Source organism: Risungbinella massiliensis (genome assembly GCF_000942395.1).
In the GTDB taxonomy this organism is placed as follows: Bacteria; Bacillota; Bacilli; order Thermoactinomycetales; family Thermoactinomycetaceae; genus Risungbinella; species Risungbinella massiliensis.
Map to the genome: position 1 here is coordinate 312674 of NZ_LN812102.1, position 24639 is coordinate 337312.

Here is a 24639-nt window from a genome sequence, read left to right on the forward strand (position 1 = left end):
TCAATTACACTTGTTTCAAAGGGACATGAAACGAGGAGAATTGATTATGACAAGAAGAAAAAGACGTACTTTTACCGAGGAGTTTAAACACCAAATTGTTCAATTGCATCAAAGTGGGAAACCAAGAAGTGAAATTATCAAAGAGTATGATCTTACTCCATCTGCTGTAGATAAGTGGATCAGGCAGAGTCAGAACAGTTGCTCCTTTAAAGAAAAGGACAACCGAACAACCGAAGAAGCTGAATTAATTCAGCTTCGGAAAGAGCTTCAACGTTTACGAATGGAAAACGATATTTTAAAGCAAGCCGCGCTGATCATGGGACGAAAGTAAATGTGATCCGAAATAATCGTCACAAATACTCAGTATCAGCAATGTGCGAAGTCCTACAACTCCCTAGAAGCACTTACTATTATGAAAAAAAGAATAGAAAGTCCTTGAAGGATACGATCACGTCTGTGATCGTAGACATCTTTCAAAAAAGCCGTCTAACCTATGGTACACGAAAAATTAAAGTGGAATTAAAAAAACGGGGATGGATCATTTCTAGAAGACGAATCGGACGAATCATGAACCAACAAGGGCTTATTTCAAAGTACACCATCGCCCAGTTCAAAAAGAGCCGAAGTACCTGTAACGAGTCAAATCATGCAAATTTGTTGGATCGAAAGTTTCATCAAGATGAAGCATTAAAAGTGATTGTAAGCGATTTAACGTATGTACGAGTGAAGCAAACATGGCATTATATCTGTGTTTTTGTTGATCTTTTCAATCGGGAGATTATTGGATATAGTGCTGGTCCTAAGAAAGACGCACAGCTAGTGTATCGTGCTCTTTCTTCTATTAAACAAGACCTATGAAAAGTCCAACTTTTCCATACTGATAGAGGAAATGAGTTTAAAAACAAATTAATGGATGAAGCACTCAAAACCTTCCAGATCCAACGCTCGTTGAGCCTAAAAGGCTCACCATATGATAATGCAGTAGCAGAAGCTATGTTTAAGATAATGAAAACAGAGTTTGTTAAGAATGCTCGTTTTAAAAGCCTGGAACAACTAGAGTTAGAATTATTTGACTACGTAAACTGGTTTAACAATGTTCGTATTCACAGTACCTTAGACTATCTAACCCCTATGGAGTACAAGTTGATACACCTTAAAAAAACTGTCTAGTTTACTGTTGACAGTCCAACCTTTACCGCCCAAAAAGTAGCAATTGCTCCTGCCACTTGTCCAATAGCGGCTACCGCATCCCAATTAATAACCAATAGAACTACTCCCTTTAATACTTGTGAACTACATCGCCATTGAAATGGCGAGCTTCTCGATTCATTGAATCGACCAACGTCGCATTCTCCACGAAGGCACGTTCCATGCCTATATTAGGTTTAGTTCTAACTGTCCGCATTTTAGCGTTGGAACATGTTCAACTGCTTTATGTAGTATGTTTCTTGCCGCATTTACATCTCTATCTTCTGTATATCCGCAAGAGCAACTATGGACTCTATCTTTTCGTTCTTTTTTTACGATCTGACCACATTTTGAGCAAGCCTGAGACGTGTTGTATGGGTCCACTTGTATTACTTGCTTACCAGCATATTCTGCTTTGTAGGAAGTGAACTGTACAAGTTGATTCCATCCAGCATCCACAATACTTTTGGCTAATTTGTGATTCAAGACCATTCCTTTGATATTCAGATCTTCAAAGGCAATTAGATCATAGCGATCTACTAGATACCTACTAATTTTATGGGCAATGTCTTTTCTTTGATTTGCTATGTACTCATGTAGCTTTGCAAGCAAAGCTACAGCCTTTCTACGACGATTGGAACCTTTCTTACGTTTAGATACTATGCGCTGAAGTCGTTTTAGTTTGCGCTCTGACTTTCTGAAATACTTAGGGTGTTCGAAAAATTCGCCATCAGATGTAATAGCAAGATGTCTAACACCAAGATCAACACCGACTTGTTTCCCTGTCGAGTGTGTTATGGTTTCGATTTCACAGGAAAAACAAGCATAGTACTTTCCGTTTTTTCGGATGATGGTACAGGTCTTGATCTTTCCTTCTACTTGTCTGTGGCATTTGATGCGAACATTACCGATCTTAGACAGTTTCAGATATTTCCCATCCAGAGAAAACCCACTTTGTGGGTATGTGAAGCTATCATAACGGTTTTTACCTTGAAAGCGTGGGTATCCTGCTTTCTCTCCCGCTTTGATTCTACGAAAAAACCCTTTAAATGCTTTATCTAAACGACGTAGAATGTCCTGTAACACTTGCGATTGTACCTGCTTGAACTCTGGAAACTCTTTCTTTAGTCGTGGTAATTCATTCTGTTGCATGTTGTAGTTAACGGAAATACCACGTTTTTCATAAGAAAACTTTCGTTGTTCCAAAGCTGTATTGTATAGCCAGCGACACAAATTCAAGGTAGTTTCGATTCGTTCCATTTGTACCCGATTAGGTTCTATCTTGAATTTGTACGACTTCATCATTTGATTTTCCCCCTTTCTTTTTCTGATTTTCAATGTACTTACGAATCGTTTCTTCCGAAATAGAGCCAATGGTTTCCATGTAGAAGCTGCTATTCCAAAGATGACCATCCCATAACTTATTTCTTAGCCTCGGGAACTTTAGAAATAACTTCCTAGCGGAAATACCTTTCAACATTTTCACAATGTATGATGGAGCTACTTTAGGATGAGCAGAAGCAAAGACATGGACGTGGTCTTGCTCTCCCACCTCCATCATAGCTACTTCAAACCCTTTCTCCTCCGCAATCTCTTGAAAAATAACTTTTAGATACGTTTCAATCTCTTGATCCAGTACGGCTCTACGATACTTCACCGACCATACCATGTGGTAGTTGACATTATACACGCAAGTCCTAGCGTGTTTTACAGTGTTTTTACTCATACATATAGTATGACAAAAATAGGGTAAATATAGTAACATATAAGGATAATTATATTACATATAGTAGGAGGAAAGTGCAAAAAATAAATTGCTCTAAGCATCCCCACAAGGGGGATACCGAGCAATGCTCCCTTTCATCTACCCCATTGAAATGGGGTAGATGAAAGGGAGCAAATCTTAAAAATGATTCCGCAAAGAATTTTGCTATTTCCATACCTTAAATGAGCCACTTGAAGGTAATTAAACCCCTTCGAATAATAAGAAATTTAGATTTACTTTAATCGTAAGCATAAACTCTTCAATATCTATAGTCAATCAACTTGATTTTTTCCATTAACATTCAGACCCTGTCCTCCAATAAATTTCATGCCCCCACCTGCACTAACTCTTAAAGGTGGGGGCATTTAAGGAAAACAACCTTCCCATCCTTTATAATAGATTGAGAGGAAGTTTGTTATAATAACTCAGACATTATTTTTTGACAGCATGGATATAATGAATCGTTTCGAATGCAGATAAATAATCCGACCGATTATGAAAGAAACGGTCATTGATCATAGCTGGCGATAGATGCTCATAAATTAGCAAACCTGCTTTTTCTAACATTTTCTCGATTTCATCATAAGGAAAACACGATTTCATTGGTTCACCACTTGCTGCTGCCATTTTTACCATATTTTCCACTCTATTCGACATCCCTTTTTCTTCAAAAAGTCCTTCGTCTGCATAATCAAATACGATTGAACTTCCAGATGGGGCATTGGCAAATAAATGATTTATCAAGCTTGCATTTTCTTCTTTCGTTAAATAATACGAAACACCCAAAAGGCTAAAGAACGTTTTTTTGTCATCAAGCATTTCGTCGATTCGCTTTTGATTCGTTAGCTTATTGGTAAAGTCCATCGATACAAAATGAAGGTTTCTCGGGAGTTCAAAATTGGCTTGCTCGAGCCTTTTCTTTTTCCATTCCTGTGTAGCTGGATGGTCCATTTCAAATACTTCCAATTTATTACTCAATTCTGGATGCCGAAAACAAAAAGTATCTAACCCAGCTCCCAATATGACATACTGTTGTAACCCTAATATTACCTCGTTCATTAATACTTTTTCGCAATACGCAGCACGTGCTAAGGGGGTTGGAGAAAGCTGGACTTGGGTGATCCATTTTAAAATTTCATCTGGATCGTCTTGATACCTTTTCGCAATATCTTGGTTAAAAAACGGTATTCCTTGAATCATATTCTCTCTGATGTCGGCAAACTCTTTTGGAGAAATGAGATCTTTGGCAATAAAATCATCAAAAATTTTGGGTGTGTCATATTGACTGTGATATGCACGACCAAAAGCAGATATTAAGGAAGTTAAACTCGACTCATTTTGTTTCAATAAAATGAACCCCCATATAAACAATAATAGATTCCCCTGGCCAGGAGAATCTTATTATACAAATAACAATTTTAATTTTCAATTATAGCATAAATAAATTATTTTGTCAATAAAAAATACCGAATCAAATCTACTTTCTTGTATCTTTTCTTGTAAAATCTTCGTAAGGTCCAGTTCATTCTTACCTACTATCATGCAGGACATTTGGTCCGTTATTCGTTCTTCTCTCGTTGGTATGTCACCCACCCACTCATCGAATCAAATACTTTTGATTCGATGAGTTTTAGATGCAGTTTGTACTAGTCCAACGCTTAGAAAAGGCAATTTTCATTGTGTTCTCTAATTTTGTGCTGTGAACTTTCCGGTTATCAAGAAATGGGGTGTCATGTTGAAATCGATTAATGGAATTAATTTTGTTAACGAGTTATCCAAAGTAAAAGAATATTGGTCTCCTAAAGTGATTGGTCAAGTTAATAATCAATATATCAAGGTTGCGAAATTAAAAGGACAATTCCTTTGGCACAAACACGACCATGAAGATGAAATGTTTTTTGTGGTTTATGGTACATTACGAATCGAACTTCAGGATGGAGTGGTAACCCTTGAAGAAGGAGAATTTTTTGTGGTGCCAAAAAATACAATGCATAACCCTATTGCTGACGAAGAATGTGGAATTGTTTTGATCGAAACAGAATCCACCTTACATACAGGGAATGTAGACTCTCCTCTTACAAAAACAATTGAAGAACAACTTTCTAACTAAATGACAGAATGTAATACCATTCATCTCGTTATTTTATGACGGTTAGTTAATCATACACACCCTACTATGCCGCTATTTACTTATTTGAAAAATTGCTGTCCAGTACAAAAGGAGACACATATGAATGTTCCAATAATAATAGCAGCCACAGGGGTTGCTTTTTATGTAATTGCTTATGGTCTTATTATACAAAAATCCAAAGAAACTCCTAAAAATTCTTACTTCATTCATTATCTAAGCCCTTTGATTTTCTTAATCCTTGGTTTCTTCCTGTTTTCCACTGGATTGAGTCTTAATTACTAATAAACTAAGGCTGTATTAATAACAGATACTCCCTCTGCTCCTAAAAACTAAGGGATTATCAAATATTATTCTTATCAATTTTCCTTAACGTCACGTACTAACCAATTAACTTTGAATTAATCGCTTGTTTAACTCGTGTTAAGTTATAATATTTACAATATTTATTAAAGGAGGAATGACATGAGCAAAACAAGAAAAATCCTATCTCTTGTGTTGATCACTAGTCTAACAGTTTCATCTCTGTTCTTCGGAAGTACAGGATCTATAGAAGCAAAGACCAAATCGGAAGAGTCAAACTGGACAAAATGGCTCCAAAAAAATGCATATAAGATTAAACAACTTAGCCCATCCGAAAACGATACATATCAAGATTTGCGTTTTCTAAAAAAAGTACTGAAGGACAAGCAGATCGTACTATTAGGTGAAAGTTCTCATGGAGCAGCTGAATTTAATTCGTCTAAAGTGCGATTAATCCAGTATTTACACAAAGAACTAGATTATGATGTAGTCGCTTTTGAATCTGGGCTTGGTGAGGCCTATGCTACTGATCTAAACGTCAAGAAACAAACTCCATTACAAACAATGCAGGACTCAATTTTTTCAATATGGCATGCCCAAGAAACACTACCACTATTTGATTACATCCAGAGAGAAAGACAAACGAACGATCCGCTTTCCCTATCTGGATTTGATATGCAACCAACCAATACTTCTTACTCCCACTTTTTAAAAAGTTGGTTTGAAAAAGTGGATCCATCAATGGGTGAAAAGGCGTATCAGTCCGAGATGGAATTTCTCTACTATTTTTCTGGTTTAAAGACTATCGATCAATTTCAACAGGACAAAGCACGCATGATCGCTAATTACCAATCTCTCTTAACATTCCTAAAAGAACACCAAGATGAGTTGACCAAACTAGATCCCGAACATCCTGAACGGGTTAAAGTGACACAACATGTACTGGAAGATCGAATTAACAGCATAGATAAAATTGTAGAAAAGATATTGTTAATAGCGAAGTACTCTGAGGAAAACCCCGTAGAAGCATTAAAATATTATGATGAGTTGTCTGTATTACGAGATGAAGCAATGGCAAAAAATCTTACTTGGCTAGCAGAAGAACTATATCCAAACAAAAAGATCATCGTATGGGCCCATAATATTCACATTCGAAAAGTGAATACTCAGACAGAGAACCCTAACAGAACGAATGTAGTAACGATGGGACAACTAATGCCTGACCGTCTCAAAAAGAAATCGTATGTTATAGGGCTATACATGAACAAAGGAGTTTCCGCACTAAATAATCAACAACCTGCTCCTGTTCGCTATCCTCATCCTGAGGGAAATATCGAGTCCATTCTGAGTAAATCGAAACACCCGAACCTCTTTGTTGATCTCCAACATCAGAAAAACAAAAAAGGAACCTCTTGGATGTTCACTCGACGCCAAGCGATGGACTGGGGTCTATGGGATGAACAATTGGTTCCACGAGACCAATACGACGGCATCTTATTTATCGACGAAGTCCATATCCCAACGTATATTAATCCAATTGGGCAGTCAATCCAATCAAAGAAACAACCAGATATACAATCTATCATTCGAGACAGACTAAATAACCCGCCTATTTATTCCCAAAAGTAGATATGTTAGGCGATAGATTATTCTGTCGCCTTCTTTGTCGTCTTACAGACGTTAGAAAGTATGCCATAATCGTCAATAAAAAACACCTCCATAGATATACACGATCCGATGGTGGTGACTTATATCTCACAGTTACATTGTTCATTACTTTAAATTGTTATGGAAGTAATTGTTGTGCAAGTTGTTGAATTTGCTGTAATTGTTGAGCAGCAGTTCTTTCTCTTAGCTAATCCTTGCAAATTCATCTGCATACCCATCTGTGCTCCATTTTGTCCTAAGGTCAGCGAGTTACAAATAAGAAGAGAAGGAGACACCTTACTCTCCTTCTCTTTGTAACGAGTACATATTTAATTACGATGCATTTTCTTTATCAGATACATACTCTTTCTCCCAATAATCGGCATTTTGGATCCCTAGTTCTTTCGGGTTAAATACAGGATCGAAACCTTGTTTTTTCTGTCTTTCATAATCTTTTAAAGCAACTAATGCCGGTTTAGCAAGTAATACGATCGCGATCACATTTAGCCACACCATAATTCCTAAACCAGCATCGCCTAATGCCCATGCAAGTTTGGCTGTTTTCACTGCTCCATAGAAAGTTGCAGCCATGATCACTAGTTTTAAGACAAACATTGCTGGTTTTCTATTCTTTCCACGAATTAGATATGCGATATTTGTTTCTGCTATATAGTAGTATGCCATAATCGTAGTAAAGGCGAAGAAAAACAAGGAAATTGCAACAAATCCTGCTCCAAAGCCAGGTATGATGCTATCAATGGCAGCCTGTGTAAAACCTGGTCCTGCCTCTACTCCTTGCAGATTATTTACAATAAATGATCCATCTTCAGCTTGTGTATTATACATTCCAGTGAAAAGGATCATAAAAGCGGTCGCAGAACAGACAAACAAAGTATCAATATATACAGAGAATGCTTGAACAAGTCCTTGTTTAGCAGGGTGAGATACTTCCGCTGCTGCAGCTGGATGTGGTCCTGTACCTTGTCCAGCCTCATTGGAATAAATCCCTCGTTTTACTCCCCAAGAGATCGCCATCCCGATCAATCCACCAAATGCTGAATCTAAGGCAAAAGCACTTTTAAATATGAGAGTTAAAACTCCTGGTAACTCCTTAATATTCACTAGAACTATGATAACGGATAACAAAATATAGCCAAGCGCCATAAACGGAACAATGATTTGAGCTGCATTAGCAATACGTTTTACTCCACCAAAAATAATAAAACCTAATAAAAGAACAATTACGATACCTGTAATCGCTGGATTAAGTCCAAATGCGTTTTCAACGCCTAACGCAATGGAGTTAGATTGCACACCTGGCATCAAAATTGCCATGGCGATCAAAGCAGCAATAGCAAAAAGGATAGCAAACCATTTCCAACCAAGTCCTTTTTCAATATAAAAAGCTGGCCCCCCACGATATTGTCCATCTTGTTTTACCTTATAAATCTGCGCTAAAGTAGATTCAATATATGCGCTGGATGCACCGATAAATGCAATCGTCCACATCCAAAAAACAGCTCCTGGTCCACCAAATGCAATCGCAGTAGCCACACCGGCAATATTTCCGGTTCCTACGCGACCCGAAAGCGCAATGGACAAAGCCTGAAAAGAGGAAACACCTGCTTCCGAACTCTTCCCTTGGAACATGAGCATGATCATATCCTTAATATGCCTAACTTGTAGGAAACGGGTAAGTATTGAGAATACTAGACCAACACCTAACAGGATATAAATTACTGGGTCACTCCACAAAATCTCGTTTAATTTTGTAACAAAGTTTTCCATGGACAGCCTCCCTTGTATATATCTAATATTCTACCTATTTCAAAGAGGAGCACCCTTCCCCTTATCCTCTTTCTGCAATTATAACAGTATTTTTATATTATTAAACTAATAAATTTAATAAAATAGACATAAATTACAATACAGCTCTGATATATCTGTTTATATTGAATAAGAGAAGCTGCCACATTGAATTGAACTTTTTATTTTTGATCGGATACGCCTTAAATTTTTTATAACAGTTGATGTAGTTTCCTAGTAAAATTCTCGATGTATTTTGTTTAATTTAATCTGATAGCATTATAAGGCTCTTCTATAAAAAGTGATCATTCCCACTGATCCCAAAGTATCGTAGGATCTACTGAGGATGTTTTTTGATTGATCTCCGTACATGCTCTACAATTCGCATAACTTTTGGTAAAAGAGCTACCATAAAAATAGATTATCCCCACAGTAAATGAAACTAATAATAAAAGTCCCAGCACCTTGTTCCATCTCATATATTTTCCCTCCTTATATCTTTCGCTGATAGCTCTGTTCCATTTCGGACCAATCTTTCTCTCGGGATAAAAAATCTAAGCCCTCTTCTAACTGATATATATCAGGTTCAGAAAGAGCCTGTGCATATTTGACTATATTCTCTTGGTCTAATAACCGATGTGTAGGAATCCAATCCATTCCATATCGAGCTCCTAAAATCGACCCAGCAATGGCAGCAACCGTATCGGTATCGAAACCCTGTCGGATAATATCAAGTAGTAATTCTTCTGGTTCTTTATCCGATCGTAGAGAGACTAGAAGAGCATGTAATCCTCCAAGTAACACAAACCCTTGATTGGGATGAGCTCGAGTAAATCCCGCTTGGAGATGTGGTCGAGCTAGTAAGGAGATTTCTTCTCTCATCTTATCAAGGGGTACGAATGGAAGATCGCGAGATCCTTGCATTGTCTTGGAAAGGAGTTGACTCTCTGCATTCTCTACCTTCCAACCTTTGGCTACAAGCTTTTTCGAATATAACTCTGCTTCTTCTGTAAATGCAGATAAGTCAGACAGTATCTGGTGAATTGATTTTTGCTCAATCATGCAAGAAACGGTATAGGCTACCATAGCTGCAAAGACCGCAGCACGTTGATCCGAATGAGTGACAAGGGTACTCTCTATCGCCACTTGAAGGAATTCGTCTGGCTTACCTGCAAACCATGCACCAATAGGACCAATTCTCATCGCTGCACCGATTCCTGCCGAGGAACTGCCAGAACTATGATAGGATCCACCTTTTCTCAATCGATGCAAGGAGGCGACAAAATTTCGACCAATTCCTCGCCAAGTGCCTATTTGTTGCCCTTGCAAAAGTAAATCTGCCCAAGCTTTTGGGGACCAACCTCCTGACAAAACATTCAATAAAGCCATAGCTTGTTGAGTGTCATCAGAGTGCAATCCCAACGGTCGCAGCTTCCGCTTCCGTTTGATCGAAATTTTCGATAGCTCATACTTAGTCGGTAGATTAGAGTATTCTCCATATACTTCTCGTATTTCGTTATCTCGCCATCCCTCCACAGGACAACCTAGCACATCTCCCCAAGCTAATCCGAGGAGAGAACCAGCTTTTCTTTTCCTTGTCTCCAATTAGCTACCTCCTAGTTGTTCTATTAGCGAATTTCGATAATTTGATATTGATAGTATTCACAATACGGAAACATAACGGAAACAGGATCGCACCTGCAAAAAACGCAATCCACCATTCTTTTATGTTTGCTAAAATAGCCAGTGCTAGAAATAAAAACGTTGCGATAAAATAAAAAACTACCGCAGATCGATAAAAAAAATAAACCATTTTATCTTCTTTATACGGTTTGCCAAATAACCACTGAATATAGCATTTCATATAAACATTCCTTTAATCATTTTTTAAAATTTATTCAGATTATTATATGCTTATTTTATACCAATCTAAAATGAATAGATACAAAACATCCTTTTGGGATTTCACTCTTGGTTATCTATTTCCTTCTAAAAAAGCCTGTTCATCTCCTTTTCCAAGGAATGAACAGGCAAGCTTTCATACTACTCTTCTAAATACCTTTATTTTTTGGATAGTTCAATATGTGCTGATTTACCATTTTTTGCGACTTTTTTCAATGTAAACTGTAGATTATACTTGGGCAAAATCTTACCGATGGTATCTACACCCTTCAATGTATAGTCATTTCCATCATAAAAGGTAGATACGCCTGGCAAGCTTGGATAATGCATTGAGCCAAATGTTACATAGTTATTGATATGAATCTCCGATGTTTTCTTGAAGTTGAACGCTGCATCTACCAATTGGTAACGTTCTGTTGCTGGTGTGGACGGATCATTATTCCAATAGTGAATTCGTTGATGGGAATCGATTACCCCAACCATTCCCTCACCTGGATGAAGGCTTGTGTTGTTATCAAGATAACGGCCATCATAATACCATACCACCATACCCGCATCACTACTGATAAAACTGCTACCCCGACGTAAGTTGGCTAGTCCTTGATCCATACCGTTATGGGTGCGCCATTCGATTAGATAGTAGTTTGGATATACTTTCCCTTTTCCATCAAAATGGATAAATCCAGCAAGGGTAAATTTAGGGGTGCCTTCTCCATCATCTTCAAACAATTTCGTTGCGTCTGCTGTAACAGCGATGTTGTCTACATAGAATCCTTCTTGTACCCAACCACCATCGGTCACATAGTTAAATTCTACTTTGATCTTTTTGTTTGCAAAGGAGGAGAGATCAATTGTCTCTTTCACCCAGCCCTTTGTGACATCATCATATGCTTTAAGCGTTTTCTTTTCATTCGTTGCTACATCGATAATATTGATATAGAGATAATCATAACCTGTTTCGATATCTCTCCAAGAATCAAAGCTCAAACTAGCATTGGTCACACCTGTTAAGTCAATCTCTGGTGAGGTCATTTTTGTGTTGACATTGTCTCCTAGGTCAGAAAAATAAGCAAATTTTCCAGTTGCCGGTTGGGTAGGAGGTTGCTTTTCCACACCAGGCAGATTTACTTTTAATACTTTATTTTGTGGTTTTAAGTTAACTGCTTCATTTAATTTATAGACAGAGCCTTTTTTGGTCAAGCTCTTATGATCGATTTCGACAGGATCAATCCACTTTCCACCAAAAGTAGCCTGTAGATACATTTTAGACCATGGATCAAAACCACTTGGCTCCGCTCCTGCAATTTTACCGCTCCAAGAGCCACCAGACATGAGAGACCAAGTACCGACAGGAGAACCAAAGCCTTCTCCTGTTGTATCATAAAGGTCAGGTAATCCCAAGTTATGACCATATTCATGGGAGAATACACCAACAGCTCCATCTTCCGGTTGAATCATATAGTCAAATGCCTTTAAGTTAGTACCGGGAATAGTGGTAGGTTGTCTCAGTGTCCAACGATGAGACCAAATCGCATCTTCTTTTAGATCACCGCCACCTGCTTCTTCCCCTACACCAGAGTGAACTAGCATTAAGTTGTCTAGCATACCATCTGGTTCCATTACATTACCATCTTGATCTAAATCGTATGGATCACGCTGGTCATATAGCGCTTCTTTTCCTTTGATGGATTGTCCAACTTGGGTTAATGTTTCGACAACTAGACCACGGGGATCTTGGTCATTTTGTGCTGCTGTTCGTTTTGATTGCATCCATGGAGTTACCACCCCATCCACAGTCCAAGTTCCACCAGATTGTTGTAGATAATACTGTGCCATAGTTGTTAGCTTTAAGCCTTCTGGGGTTTGATATTCCTTTTGATTGAAGAGCATTTTATGATAATGTTGCGGATTAAAATCTTTGGTATATAAATAACCCTCTTCAGGTTGAATACGATTATGACTATAGTCCGGGAACTCGACCAAAGCCATCACAATCATATCTTTATGAGCTTTCTCCGGCTTTAGTTTTTTGCCGTTTGCCTTTTGTGTTCCGCTCTTTTGGACACCTTTCAACCCTTTGTTTACTTTTTTACCAAAAGGAGTAGAGGTATCAATGCCGCTTTGGACACTATTTTTCACTACATAGTCTACGACTGCTTTATTGACTTCTTCCTCAGAAGCTTTTTGATCAATCAGTCCACGCTCTTTTAACGATTTAGCCAAACGATCATAATCTACGGTTGCCCAATCCACATGCTTTTCATGTTGAGCAGGAACTTTTTGCTGGACAGGAGACTTTTGCTGGGCAGAAGTTAGTGGTGCACCAGTAGCCACTACCCCTAATAAAAGGGCAGAAGATAACACACAAGCAATCGATTTTCTGAACCTCAATACTGTCACCCTTTTCCGGATTGGACTTTTACAATAATTCCGACTTTGGAGGAAAGTTACAGTATGTATTAGAACTCAGACGAAACGTATGTAAGCGCTTACTATGAATCTATCTTTTATGATGTCGAAATATTGTAACTCTATTATAATGAACTTTAAAAATCTTTTCTATCAAATTGTTCGAAATTCTATCACATCTATACAAAAAAAGCTTTAAGAGAGTCTCCCCTCTTAAAGCTCATCCATGTTTATGCATCTTGTTTTTCAAAAAATTTCTCTAGACGATCCAATGCCTTCTCCAACTGCATTTTAGAAGTAGCATACGAAATACGAATATGTCGATCAGAGCCAAATGCAGAGCCTGGTACCACTGCTACTAGCTCTTCTTCGAGCAATGCTTTGGATAATTCATCGGAATTCTCAAAGTTTCCACCCGATGCTGTTAAGAGCTTTTCAATATTAAGAAAAGCATAAAAAGCACCATTTGGTCGTACACAGGAAATAGCAGGCATATTCTTTAAACGTTCCATTACATAATCACGACGTTCCCGGAAAGCAGCAATCATCTCATAAACAGGCTCCTGAGTACCAGACAAAGCTGCAATCGCAGCATATTGCGCCACAGATGTTGGGTTCGATGTACTATGGCTATCCAGATCAATCATGGAACGGATAATAGAAGCTGGACCAGCTGCATATCCAATTCTCCATCCGGTCATCGCATATGTCTTGGAAACACCGTTGATAACGATTGTCCGAGCATATAGTTCTGGACTGAGGCTGGCGATGCTAACATGGTCAATTGGATCATAAATCAAGTGTTCGTAGATCTCATCGGAGACAATAAGAAGATCCTTATCTACTGCTACCTTTCCTAAAACATCTAACTCTTCTTTTGGATAAAGCACACCAGTCGGATTGGAAGGGCTATTGAGAATAAATGCTTTCGTTTTCTCCGTTACTGCAGCTTCCAGTTGTGCTGGAGTGATACGAAACTGATTTTCTTCAGCTCCCTCAACCACTACAGGCACTCCACCAGCTAGTTTAATCTGTTCGATGTAACTGACCCAGTATGGAGCTGGGACAATCACCTCATCACCAGGATCAAGGATCACTTGAAATAAATTATAAAGCGCACCTTTCGCTCCTACAGTGACCGTGATCTCCGTTTTTGGATCATACGTTAGTTGGTTATCACGTTCTAGCTTCTCTGCGATTGCTTCTTTCAGCTCCAAAATCCCACCGGAAGCAGTGTACTTCGTATATCCCTTTTCCATTGCATCGATTGCTTCATCTAGGATATGTCGGGGGGTATTAAAATCTGGCTCCCCAGCTCCAAGTCCGATTACATCCAAGCCTTGTTTTTTCATCGCATTCGCCTTGGCAGTAATGGCTAGTGTAGTAGATGGGGCTAACTGTTGAACACGTTGGGAAAGTTTCATTCTGTTTTGTTTCCTTTCCAATATGTAGTGAGCATTCCCCTTATTTTATCATCTACTCGATTCCGCCGACTAGGTGTTTTGCATCTCGGGCAATCATTAACTCTTCATTGGTTGGAACAACTAGAACGTCCATTTTGGAGTTAGGAGTGCTAATTCGGCGTACGTCTTTGCTACGTATCGCATTCAGTTCTGAATCTATTTCAACACCAAAGAAAGACAAGTTTTGACAAACTACCTCTCGGACATCAGCAGCATTCTCCCCCACTCCTGCTGTAAATAGAAGCACATCTGCTCCATTCATCGCAGCAAAATAGGATCCAATTACTTTGCGAAGTTTATATACGTACATCTCATAAGCTAGACGAGCCTGATCATTGTTATTATGCATTGCTTCTGTTACTTCGCGCATATCTCCCGACAAACCTGATACTCCAAGAAGTCCACTATGTTTGTTTAGCATTGATTGTGCTTCTGCGAGGGTCAGATCCTCTTTGGAAATGACATAAGGGACAATCGCTGGGTCGATATCTCCAGACCGGGTTCCCATCATTAAGCCTTCTAACGGAGTCATCCCCATACTGGTGTCAACTGATTTACCGCCTTCAATCGCAGTCACACTACCACCATTTCCAACGTGACAAGAAATAATTTTGAGATCTTCTACGTTACGTCCTAAAAATTCCGCTGTCTTTTGGGATACATATTTGTGAGAAGTTCCATGGAATCCATAACGACGAACTTTGTATTTTTGATAAAGAACACGTGGTAAAGCATACATATATGCATAATCTGGCATGGTTTGATGGAATGCAGTATCAAAGACAGCTACGTGAGTGGCATCTGGTAATGCTGCTTGAGCTGCATCAATCCCCAACAAGTTAGGTGGATTATGTAGTGGTGCAAGATCAATTGTTCGGCGAATCGCTTGGCGTACATCACTATCAATAATCGCAGAGGAAGAGAAGAACTCGCCACCATGGACAACACGGTGACCTACAGCAGTCACTTCATCTGCGCTCTGAATCACACCATGGTCTGTGGATTGTAATAGGTTCAGTACTTTCGTCAAACCTACTCGGTGATCCAAAATTTCACTTGTCTCCAGGTATTCTTCTTTCCCTGTTACTTTGTGAGTGATGATCGCAGCGTCTGTCCCGATTTTTTCTACTAGGCCTTTCGCTAACACGGACTCATCTGTCATATCGAATAACTCATATTTAATAGAAGAACTACCACAGTTAATTACTAAAACCTTCATTATTCAATCGCCCCTTTCCCCGTCAAACGGTCCCCTTCCTTGTTGTAACGAAAAATCCCTTCCCCTGTTTTCATCCCAAGATGGCCTGCACGAACCATCTTTTTCAAGATCGGAGCAGGACGGAACTTGGTATCACCAAACTCACGGAAAAGACGCTCCAAAGCTGCCAAAACAGAATCTAATCCAAAACGATCTGCCATCTCCAGTGGTCCTGTGTGGAAATGATAGCCAACTTTCATAGCCCGATCGATTTCTTCTGCTGTAGCAACTCCTTCTGTTAATGTATAGAGTGCTTCGTTGACGAGGAGCATCATAAGACGAGTGGTCACAAAACCAGGAGATTCATATACTTCCACGCTTTCTAGTTGTAACAGAGGAAGCAATTCCTTCACCTTACTCATGGTTTCTTCTGACGTTTTGAGCCCACGCACGATTTCCACTACAGGTCGTTTGGTAACTGGATAAACAAAATGCAAACCGATCACTTGCTCGGCACGATTCGTCGAAGCAGCGATCTCTGTCAAGCTGAGGGTAGAAGTATTGCTTGCGAACAGTACTTCTGGTCGACAAATCTGATCACAGTAAGCAAATAGATCTTTCTTTAGTTCTAGATCCTCCGATACTGTTTCAATCACAAAATCTGCTTCAGCAAGCAGAGACTTATCCGTAGAAAAACGAATTCGTGACAGCGTCGATTTTCTCTCAGCTGGAGTGATTCCCCATTTTGCTAATTTCCGATCTAAGCTACGCTCGATTTCTTGACGAGCAGCTGCAATGTTCATTTCAGTTGTTTCAATCAGTGTTGCATCAAATCCTTTGGAAGCGACCAATTCGGTAATACCTTGTCCCATGGTTCCGCCACCTAAGATTACAATATGTTGAATGCTAGACAAATGGTTGTTCCCCTTTCCTTAAGTTGCCTCGTCTATTGTACCAATTTTTTTCTGTTTTTGCTGTAACAACTTACGAAAACCTTCTCCAGACAAGCGTTCTTCTGTTAATAAAATATCCAACGATTCTTGAAACACATCTGAAAACGCTCTCAGTTTTGCCAAAGTTTCCTCATATTGCTTTGCTAGAATCGTATGCATCTCTGCTTGAATTTGGTCTTTTGGCGCCAAATTAGGATCAATAATTCCTAGTGTGGACAAACCTGTTTCCACCATTGCTTTGGCAAGAGAATTGGCTTGATCATAATCATTTTTCGCACCAGTTGATTTCTCTTCGTAATATAGCTCTTCTGCCGCAGCACCTGCCAAACAGACTTGAATTCTTCTCTCAAGGTCTTTTTTGGTATGCAAATGACGATCTTCCGGTTCATGATGACGAACGTAGCCAAGTGCCTGACCCCTAGGTGTCAAAGCTACCTGTGCAACAGATCCCGATTGATTAAGTTCCGCGATAATAGCATGCCCGAGCTCATGTACTGCCACCCGTTCTTTCTCTTCTTGATTGCTTTCTCGATCACTCTGTTCGCCCATCAATACTTTGTCGATTGCATTGGACAAATGAGTATCGGTAATCTGTTCTGATCGATCTCGCATCGCATAGATCGCTGCTTCATTAGTGACACTTTCTAACTGTGCACCAGATAATCCAAATGTTTGTTGAGCCAGCTTATCCAATTGGACGGAAGGATGAAGTGGTTTATTTTGAAGATGAAGTGTCAATATCTTTTCTCTCGCTTGTCGATCTGGTAAATCAACAGCAATCCGTCGATCAAAGCGTCCCGGACGAAGAAGCGCAGGATCCAGTATGTCTATCCGGTTGGTAGCAGCGATTACAAGAAGATCGATCTCCGATTTCGTAATCCCATCCATTTCTGTCAATAATTGATTGAGCGTCTGATCATACTCTTTGTGTTGTGATCCTTGCCGCTTACCGCCGATCACGTCGATCTCATCTATAAAGATAATTGCGCTTTTGGTTTGTTTTTTCTTTGCTAATGTAAACGCTTGTTGAAATAATTCTCGAATTCGCTGTGCCCCAACTCCTACATACATCTCGATAAACTCGCTCCCCGACGCTGCCAGAAACACCGATTGGGTATAGTTAGCAGCGGCTTTAGCCATCAACGTCTTACCTGTACCAGGTGGACCATAGAGCAAGATTCCTTTTAATGGGCGAATACCGTATGTATCTCTTTGTTCCTCAAAAATCAAGAAGTCTAATGCCTCTTTTAATTCTCGCTTGGCTCGCTCTTGTCCCCCGATCTCTTCAAAGCGAATATCAGGAACAGAGCCTGTAACACGAGCTTCTTTTTTGGATTTCCCTAGTTTTAGCTTTCCTCCACTATCTTGAGAGAACCATAAAAACAAACCAATTAAAACCAAAGCTCCCACAAAGGGCAGCACATCTACACCTAAAAAAAGGAGGAACAGGAGTAATCCCGTTCCAATCCCAATGGCAACATAATATTTTGTACTCATTCTTGTACGCCTTTCTCTGATTGGTCGAGCGGAAGGACACGATATAAGGTATGATCATGATCTTGCAAAGATATATAGAGATATTGATCATCGATCCGGACTTTTGATTGTGTCAGTTCGAAGGAACTTGCTTTCATAGCAATCTTTTCTTCTATTAACGTGTAACGTTTCAATGCCAAACCTTCCTGAATTGCCAGCTCCGACTCATTCCAAACTTGTTTTAATTTTGCGTTAGGTCGGTCTTGAATCTGTATATCAAGCTCTCGATTCCCAGCTTTTTGTTCCACTTCTTGAATAAAAATGGGGTATTTCTCTGCAAAATCAAATCCTTTGGCAAAGGTTACCGTCATCTCTACTTTATCTGGAGTTACTCGTTGGCTGATTACTTGAATGCCAGAAATGTTGGTTGCTTGTTCTTTTATAGGCTGTGCAACTGCGTACGTTTGATACAACATAAATCCGGAAAAAAGCAATGTAATCGTAAATATGAACGCATACACTCCAAAACGTAATGATTTCTTCATAAAACAACCTCCTCGATATACTGTCATGGCCATATATAGAGTATATCAACTTATGCAACAGGTTGCGAAAGGAACTTCTGGAAATAAAAAAGAGGACCTCCAAAAAAAGGTCCGTTGTGAAATGTTGTTAATCATATTGAAGGCACAAGAGGAGACAATAACTATATCACCAAGGGGGTGAACCGATGTCTTCCAATTGGATTCACCAATTGTTGCAGGCTCACCTTTCAGAAGAAGAATACCTGAAGTTAAAACCACAACTTGACGCTGAATCTTGGGCATCCCCCTCCGCCCAAAAACGCATGTGGTCTACTTCAGAAGAACTCCCTTTGCGCTTTCATCTAGAAATTGACATTCAGGTTTAAGTAATTATATTATACCTACTTTTTTCCTACCTATTCTTTCCGCCTATATCAGTTTTTGGTCTCGCCTGCTCTTTGCCCCAAGAGCAGGCACTTTTTTCCACATTGACAATCCAACTTACTTCTACCTCACATTATTTCGCTAGTTCTTTCCAAGCAAGCTGTGCTTCATAGATCACCTTTTCTTTATCGATCGTTAGCACTTCGCGATCACGCATAAGCTGTTTTCCTGCTACAAAAACATCGCGTATATCACTTTTACTTGCAGAATAGACGATATGGGAAACTTCATCATGGAGTGGTTGAAAATGCGTAACAGTCGAGTCAAACGTAATGAAATCTGCTTGTTTGCCAATTTCCAATGTCCCGATTTGCTCAGACCAAAATAGGGCCTCTGCTCCATATTTGGTACCCATAGCAAGTGCGGTTGCTGCAGGTACTGCTAGCGGATCTTGATTTGCTCCTTTATGAATCATCGCAGCAACATGCACTTCCTCTAACATATCTAGGTTATTATTACTTGCAGCACCATCTGTAGCAAGAGCTGGACGCATGCCTTTTTGGAGCATATCCGGAATTCGAGCAATGCCGCTTCCTAACTTTAAGTTACTCTCAGGGTTATGAGCAACTTTGACATCAAATTGAGCCAACATCTCAAGTTCTTCATCCGTCAAATGAACGGCATGAGCTACAAGCGATGGTAAGTTAAAAAAGCCTAATTTCCGCAAATGCTCTACTGGGCGAACGCCATAATCCCGTACATTCTGTTCTACTTCAGCCAATGTTTCAGACATATGTGTATGAACTGGAATATTCAACTCCACTGCCTTTTCGATAAATGCTGTGATATAAGCTGGATCACATGTATAGGGAGAGTGTGGTGACATCATGGTTCGGATTCGTCCTTCTCCTTCACCATTCCAATCTTTCGCAAATTGGTATGCTTCTTGGAGCTTTGCTGTACGTATCTCATCCGATCCAAATCCGATACACCCACGCATTAGCCGAGCCCGTAAACCAGACTGGAGTGTTACTTCTCCCACTGCATCCATGTTGTCATACATATCAAGGAAAGTAGTTGTTCCTGATTCAATCATTTCTAGTGCCGCCAAAGCAGACCCAGCACGAACCGATTCTCGTGTCATTTTAGCTTCTAGAGGCCACATCTCCTCTTCTAGCCAACGTTTCAATGGCAAATCATCAGCATATCCTCGTAAGAGAGTCATTGCAGTATGTCCATGTGCATTTACCAGTCCTGGCATAACAATCTTACCTTGGTAATCCATTACTTGATCATATGTATCGAGTTCCTCTTCTGTTGGCACTGAACCAATATAACAAATCTGATCCCGATCCCAACCGATGGCGCTATTGCGTATTGGATTGGCTCCATCTACGAGCGTTAAAATGGTAGTATTAATAGCGATCTTTCTCAATTTCGTTCCTCCTCCCAATCTAACCTAACATATCGCAAAAAAGCGTGGAAAACAATAGAACTGATACATGATTGCAGTACTCAAGAAGAGGAGTTCAAAACATCAAATATCGGATCTAATGAATAAGTATGATTCTGATAAAAAACTTGAAACAGATCTCCTTTTTGTTGTAAACGATCCGGCATGTTCAATAGTGTAAAATCCGTTGGATGAATTCCTTTTCCTAACTCTTCCCATGTAACAGGAGCAGAGACAGTTGCCATTGCAGTAGCTCTTGGTGAATATGGGGCAATCAGCGTTTTACTACGATAATGCTGTAGGTAGTCAAAATAAACCTTATCTCCTCTGTCCTTTACTCTTCGTTCGATCGAGACCAGCTTAGGATACTTCTGTGCCAAGTAACTCCCAATAAAATGATTGATCTTACGTGTTTCCTCAAATGTCCATTTTGCCTCAATAGGTACATAAATCTGAATCCCACTAGCTCCTGACGTCTTAGCAATTCCATCTAACCCAATAGATTTCAGTACCTCACGAGTTGCCGAAGCTACTTCGATCACCTTCTCAAAGTCTGGTACCGATGGATCCAGATCAAAAACTAGCTCTCGAGGGTAATCTGGACGGCTTAATTGATGAAAAGAAACATGGTACTCCAAACTCGCCAAATTAAGTAGCCAAACATATGTCGCCGTACTATCTAACTCAATATATTGAATATCCTCGTCTGTATGAACAGACACAAAATCAGGCGCATATGCAGGTACATTTTTTTGATAAAAGGACTTCTTTCCTACCCCATCTGGATAACGAATCGTAGTAAGAGATCGGTTTTTACTAAACGATAGCAATGCTGGTGCTAGAGTGAGAGCCTGAATCATCATCTCCCACTTAGTCAGTCCAATCTCAGGAAATAACACTTTATCTGGGTTTGAAAAACGAATCTCTTTCCCTTCAATCTGTACTATTCTGCTCTTTTTCAATTGTTCACCGCCCAAATTCCTTTTCCCTAAGCGCAAGTCATCTGTGTTGGACATAAGCTGAAGTAAACGCAACAAGGTGGGGCTAATATACAATCGAATCAATCTTGGAAAAACGATTCAACAACGATTGATCCATCCATTACATCCTTTTATTCGACTTATCATACATCCACTCCGCCTATTTTTACTCCTTATGCCCCTTGTGTTCCCTTTTTCCGTATCTATCCCTTCTACTATGGTCCAATTTATCCATACCGTAATTTTTTCTAGGAGGTAATGTTCATGGACAAAAGTGAAGTAAAAATCCAAGTAGATCAACCGATTCCAGTTCAGCCAATGGAAGAAGCAGAAACAAATCAGTATTACGATCGTAGACGACGCCGTCGTAGAAGAAGACGTTTTAGAAGACCTATTTTTATCATTCCATTCCGCCCATTCTATCCTTACTACGATGACTACTACTACAATGACTATTATGATGACTACTACCCTTGCTACTAGTCTCCTTACCTTGTTACATTAAACCCGCTTCTTGGCGGGTTTTTCTTATATTCCAAAACGAATAATAGAAGGTGATCGCAAATGCCCGTCTGGTGACCATTCCATAAAACGGATGGTCGCCTTCATCGTTGGCGGAAACCAGCGTATCTCTTCCTCGCGAAACTTGGGTAACCCAGTAATCCGCTTGGGATGAGACACTGCCAACTCTTTACTATACTTTGTCAAGAGCTGGATCTCAGACTGGCTAAGCCCTGATGAAACACGACCAATGTAAGAAAAATCATTCTCTTCTTGCTTTCCTAATAAAAGAGAGTAAACCTTTCCTCCTTTTAAGGTAACACCCAAAATGGTAGCGTCGATCTCATGAAAATGCTTCACCTTTTTCCAAGTTACATTCTTCTCGTTCGGAGTGTAGATTCCGTTCTTTTCCTTGGCTACAATCCCTTCCCAGCCATGTTCATTCGTCCAGTCAAAGAGCATCTGCCCATCTTCCGCTGATGGAGTGATTTGAATTTGTTCATCCGTTATAATCACTTGTTCCAGTAGCTCTAAACGTTTGCTAAGTGGTTTGTCCCATAACCATTGACCCTGCCAATGTAAAATATCAAATACCATATAAGTCACAGGAATCCGATTTTGTGCTGATATGATTTTTTGGCTGTCGCGCATTCGATCACGCTTTACTACTTGAAAAAAATCAGGTTTCCTCTCATGAAAGGAGATCATTTCTCCATCTAATACTATTGTTTGTTCAGCAAACTTATTTGAGATATTTTTTGTTATTTCAGGGTAAATCGACTCACGGGGCTTTTGATGTCGTGTGTACAAGCGGACTTCACCAGACTCCACCATCGCTACTATACGTACTCCGTCCCATTTGATCTGGTGGAGAAAGTTCTTACCGGTAGGAATCGCTTCAGCTAACACTGGCTCCATCGGACGAAACGGCTGTAACAAAAACTCCACGCTCCTAGTTTTGATACCGTTAGTTTGTCTCAGGGTCTTTTGGATTACACGAACGTATTAAGGACTTCTTATAAAAAAATCGAGACCAAATTAACAAGAAAACTCAAAAAACAGTTTCAGAAGAAACTATATAAAAAAATCGAAGCCTGTTTTAAATGTGCGACTATAACTAATTAACTAACAAAAAAGAAGCTTTATGGTAGTAGCACAAATTTATAATAATAAACTACAAACAAAAAGAGGAGTAGTTCTGTGTATGTTTATTCATATCCACATTCTAAAGGCTTAATAATTTCCGGTAAGGTATTACAGATGTTCTCATAGGTAGAGAATTTAGTATTGTTCGTAAGAACAACAATGCTATCTCCGTCATAACCTATCCAAAAGACACATACATCTTTATCAATTTTTACGACTACTGAATCCCTAATCTTACCTTCCAAAATACCTTGCCATGGACGTTTTTCAACACGAAAAACATCTTGTGTTGACCATACGACGAGATCATTACTACTACCAATTGACAAAAAAATAGGTAAAATTTCTCGTAATTGATTTATGTTTTCGATGTCAGTAACGGATACGATCAATTTATGATTAGTTAAAAGATATTTATATTCAATATTTGATTTATTACATAACTCCTCATAATCTTCTTTCCAATATAGAGGAATTTCAGAACAAAAATAGATTGGAAATGCTTCTATTTGTTCCATCCATAAAGGTAAAAAATTCTCGTCACTTTCAGGTAAATAAAAACCGTCCATTGAGAAGACATATTGCGGATTCCCGTCGATAGCAAATGGAAAGTAACCACCCGAATCGGGATTTAAATTAAAATAATGTTTGGGAATATAACCGATTTCAATATCCAACTTGGGTACTCCTTCATATCTTGTTATAGTTGATTATATTAAGCCCCTGCGAATCATCTAGATTGCAATGTGGATCATAATAATTTTTGTTTAGTAAACACGAAATAAAAAAAACTCAGACCCTTTATCTATTATCGTAGGCCCGAATGTGGATTATTCCTAGTCATAATAGAAAAGTCACAATTCATGAAAGAAGCCATTTTGAATATATATCCAAAATGGCTTCTTTCATGTAGTTAAAATATTTAACTTGGAAGGTTAAGTTGCCATGAAACACCAAACTTATCCTCAATCCAAGCAAACTTTTTGCTAAATCCATAATCGTCTAATGGCATTAAAAGTTTACCACCATCAGATAACTTCCCATATAATCGATCAAGCTCCTCTTCCCCATCACATGTTAAAAAGATTGAAAAGGACGGCGTAAAGGTAAATTTATGCTTCACATTACTGTCAATACACATAAACTCTTGTCCCTTTAAGGAAAATGTTGCTTGCATAACACTTCCTTCATCTCCAACTTCATTTACTCCATACCGATTTATACTCGTTATTTCTGACCCTTCGATCAAAGAAGTATAATAATTCATTGCTTCTTCAGCATTTCCTTGAAACATTAGAAATGGGGTGACCTTTTTCATAATCAGTTCTCCTTAAAGTTAATTCTTATCTTACTTTTTCTTACTACACATGAAACCTCCTTTAATAGAACAAACAAAATCGTCGAGAATATTAT

Annotated in this window: 21 protein-coding genes and 1 pseudogene; 5 read left to right on the forward strand and 17 right to left on the reverse strand. The window is 39.1% G+C overall.

Annotated elements, in window-relative coordinates; genetic code table 11:
* The first annotated feature begins 46 nt into the window (after window positions 1-46).
* Window positions 47-1170: pseudogene (locus tag VJ09_RS02015) on the forward strand (IS3 family transposase).
* 204 nt (window positions 1171-1374) lie between these two features.
* Here VJ09_RS02015 and VJ09_RS02020 read toward each other — a convergent pair.
* The 3 genes from VJ09_RS02020 to VJ09_RS02030 all read right to left on the reverse strand — a co-directional run bounded on the left by VJ09_RS02020 (window position 1375) and on the right by VJ09_RS02030 (window position 4300).
* Window positions 1375-2493, reverse strand: a complete 1119-nt coding sequence (locus VJ09_RS02020) for an RNA-guided endonuclease InsQ/TnpB family protein (RefSeq protein ID WP_044640028.1) — start codon at window positions 2491-2493, stop codon at window positions 1375-1377.
* Entirely contained in the window at window positions 2459-2914 is a 456-nt protein-coding gene (gene tnpA / locus VJ09_RS02025) for an IS200/IS605 family transposase (protein WP_082050357.1), read from the reverse strand. Before tnpA ends, VJ09_RS02020 begins: the two co-directional genes overlap by 35 nt.
* A gap of 471 nt (window positions 2915-3385) precedes the next feature.
* Complete coding sequence (locus VJ09_RS02030; protein WP_044640030.1) at window positions 3386-4300, reverse strand: class I SAM-dependent methyltransferase; 915 nt, start codon at window positions 4298-4300, stop codon at window positions 3386-3388.
* A gap of 388 nt (window positions 4301-4688) precedes the next feature.
* Here VJ09_RS02030 and VJ09_RS02035 point away from each other — a divergent pair, with 388 nt between their 5' ends.
* Window positions 4689-5063 carry a cupin domain-containing protein gene (locus VJ09_RS02035; RefSeq protein ID WP_230199076.1) on the forward strand — a complete coding sequence of 125 codons (375 nt, stop codon included), beginning with the start codon at window positions 4689-4691 and terminating at the stop codon, window positions 5061-5063.
* A gap of 483 nt (window positions 5064-5546) precedes the next feature.
* Window positions 5547-7013, forward strand: a complete 1467-nt coding sequence (locus VJ09_RS02045; protein ID WP_052807169.1) for an erythromycin esterase family protein — start codon at window positions 5547-5549, stop codon at window positions 7011-7013.
* A 351-nt stretch (window positions 7014-7364) separates the two neighbouring features.
* On the opposite strand, the gene VJ09_RS02050 is transcribed toward VJ09_RS02045, so the two are convergent.
* The 9 genes from VJ09_RS02050 to VJ09_RS02090 form a co-directional block, all read right to left on the reverse strand.
* Entirely contained in the window at window positions 7365-8819 is a 1455-nt protein-coding gene (locus tag VJ09_RS02050) for an alanine/glycine:cation symporter family protein (RefSeq protein WP_044640033.1), read from the reverse strand.
* A 323-nt stretch (window positions 8820-9142) separates the two neighbouring features.
* Window positions 9143-9316 carry a hypothetical protein gene (locus tag VJ09_RS18250; RefSeq protein WP_154662332.1) on the reverse strand — a complete coding sequence of 58 codons (174 nt, stop codon included), beginning with the start codon at window positions 9314-9316 and terminating at the stop codon, window positions 9143-9145.
* 13 nt (window positions 9317-9329) lie between these two features.
* Window positions 9330-10442, reverse strand: a complete 1113-nt coding sequence (locus VJ09_RS02055) for an ADP-ribosylglycohydrolase family protein (protein WP_044640034.1) — start codon at window positions 10440-10442, stop codon at window positions 9330-9332.
* Between the two features lie 456 nt (window positions 10443-10898).
* Complete coding sequence (locus VJ09_RS02065; RefSeq protein ID WP_052807170.1) at window positions 10899-13139, reverse strand: immune inhibitor A domain-containing protein; 2241 nt, start codon at window positions 13137-13139, stop codon at window positions 10899-10901.
* A gap of 239 nt (window positions 13140-13378) precedes the next feature.
* Window positions 13379-14572: a pyridoxal phosphate-dependent aminotransferase gene (locus VJ09_RS02070; protein WP_044640037.1), complete on the reverse strand. Its 1194-nt coding sequence runs from the start codon at window positions 14570-14572 to the stop codon at window positions 13379-13381.
* A gap of 52 nt (window positions 14573-14624) precedes the next feature.
* Window positions 14625-15830 (reverse strand): acetate kinase, encoded by a 1206-nt coding sequence (locus tag VJ09_RS02075; RefSeq protein WP_044640038.1) that lies wholly within the window; start codon window positions 15828-15830, stop codon window positions 14625-14627.
* A complete protein-coding gene (locus VJ09_RS02080) occupies window positions 15830-16723 on the reverse strand; it encodes a 3-hydroxyacyl-CoA dehydrogenase family protein (protein ID WP_267904250.1) in 894 nt (297 codons plus the stop codon). The genes VJ09_RS02075 and VJ09_RS02080 overlap by 1 nt, the downstream gene beginning before the upstream one ends.
* A gap of 18 nt (window positions 16724-16741) precedes the next feature.
* Window positions 16742-18259: an AAA family ATPase gene (locus VJ09_RS02085; RefSeq protein WP_044640039.1), complete on the reverse strand. Its 1518-nt coding sequence runs from the start codon at window positions 18257-18259 to the stop codon at window positions 16742-16744.
* Window positions 18256-18783 carry a hypothetical protein gene (locus tag VJ09_RS02090; protein WP_044640040.1) on the reverse strand — a complete coding sequence of 176 codons (528 nt, stop codon included), beginning with the start codon at window positions 18781-18783 and terminating at the stop codon, window positions 18256-18258. Before VJ09_RS02090 ends, VJ09_RS02085 begins: the two co-directional genes overlap by 4 nt.
* Before the next feature lie 185 nt (window positions 18784-18968).
* Here VJ09_RS02090 and VJ09_RS02095 point away from each other — a divergent pair, with 185 nt between their 5' ends.
* Window positions 18969-19148 (forward strand): hypothetical protein, encoded by a 180-nt coding sequence (locus tag VJ09_RS02095; protein ID WP_044640041.1) that lies wholly within the window; start codon window positions 18969-18971, stop codon window positions 19146-19148.
* 131 nt (window positions 19149-19279) lie between these two features.
* On the opposite strand, the gene VJ09_RS02100 is transcribed toward VJ09_RS02095, so the two are convergent.
* Window positions 19280-20581 carry an amidohydrolase gene (locus tag VJ09_RS02100; RefSeq protein ID WP_044640042.1) on the reverse strand — a complete coding sequence of 434 codons (1302 nt, stop codon included), beginning with the start codon at window positions 20579-20581 and terminating at the stop codon, window positions 19280-19282.
* Between the two features lie 80 nt (window positions 20582-20661).
* Window positions 20662-21561 carry a non-homologous end-joining DNA ligase gene (gene ligD / locus VJ09_RS02105; protein WP_044641523.1) on the reverse strand — a complete coding sequence of 300 codons (900 nt, stop codon included), beginning with the start codon at window positions 21559-21561 and terminating at the stop codon, window positions 20662-20664.
* Between the two features lie 282 nt (window positions 21562-21843).
* On the opposite strand from ligD, the gene VJ09_RS02110 reads away from it, so the two are divergent.
* Complete coding sequence (locus VJ09_RS02110) at window positions 21844-22062, forward strand: hypothetical protein (protein ID WP_044640043.1); 219 nt, start codon at window positions 21844-21846, stop codon at window positions 22060-22062.
* Window positions 22063-22107: 45 nt separating this feature from the next.
* Here the strand turns inward: VJ09_RS02110 and VJ09_RS02115 are convergent, their stop codons facing one another.
* The 3 genes from VJ09_RS02115 to VJ09_RS02125 all read right to left on the reverse strand — a co-directional run bounded on the left by VJ09_RS02115 (window position 22108) and on the right by VJ09_RS02125 (window position 24544).
* Window positions 22108-23019, reverse strand: coding sequence for an ATP-dependent DNA ligase (locus VJ09_RS02115; RefSeq protein WP_044640044.1), 912 nt, complete (start codon window positions 23017-23019; stop codon window positions 22108-22110).
* Window positions 23020-23288: 269 nt separating this feature from the next.
* Window positions 23289-23903, reverse strand: a complete 615-nt coding sequence (locus tag VJ09_RS02120) for a hypothetical protein (RefSeq protein WP_044640045.1) — start codon at window positions 23901-23903, stop codon at window positions 23289-23291.
* A 245-nt stretch (window positions 23904-24148) separates the two neighbouring features.
* Window positions 24149-24544, reverse strand: coding sequence for a VOC family protein (locus VJ09_RS02125; protein WP_044640046.1), 396 nt, complete (start codon window positions 24542-24544; stop codon window positions 24149-24151).
* Between the last annotated feature and the right edge of the window lie 95 nt (window positions 24545-24639).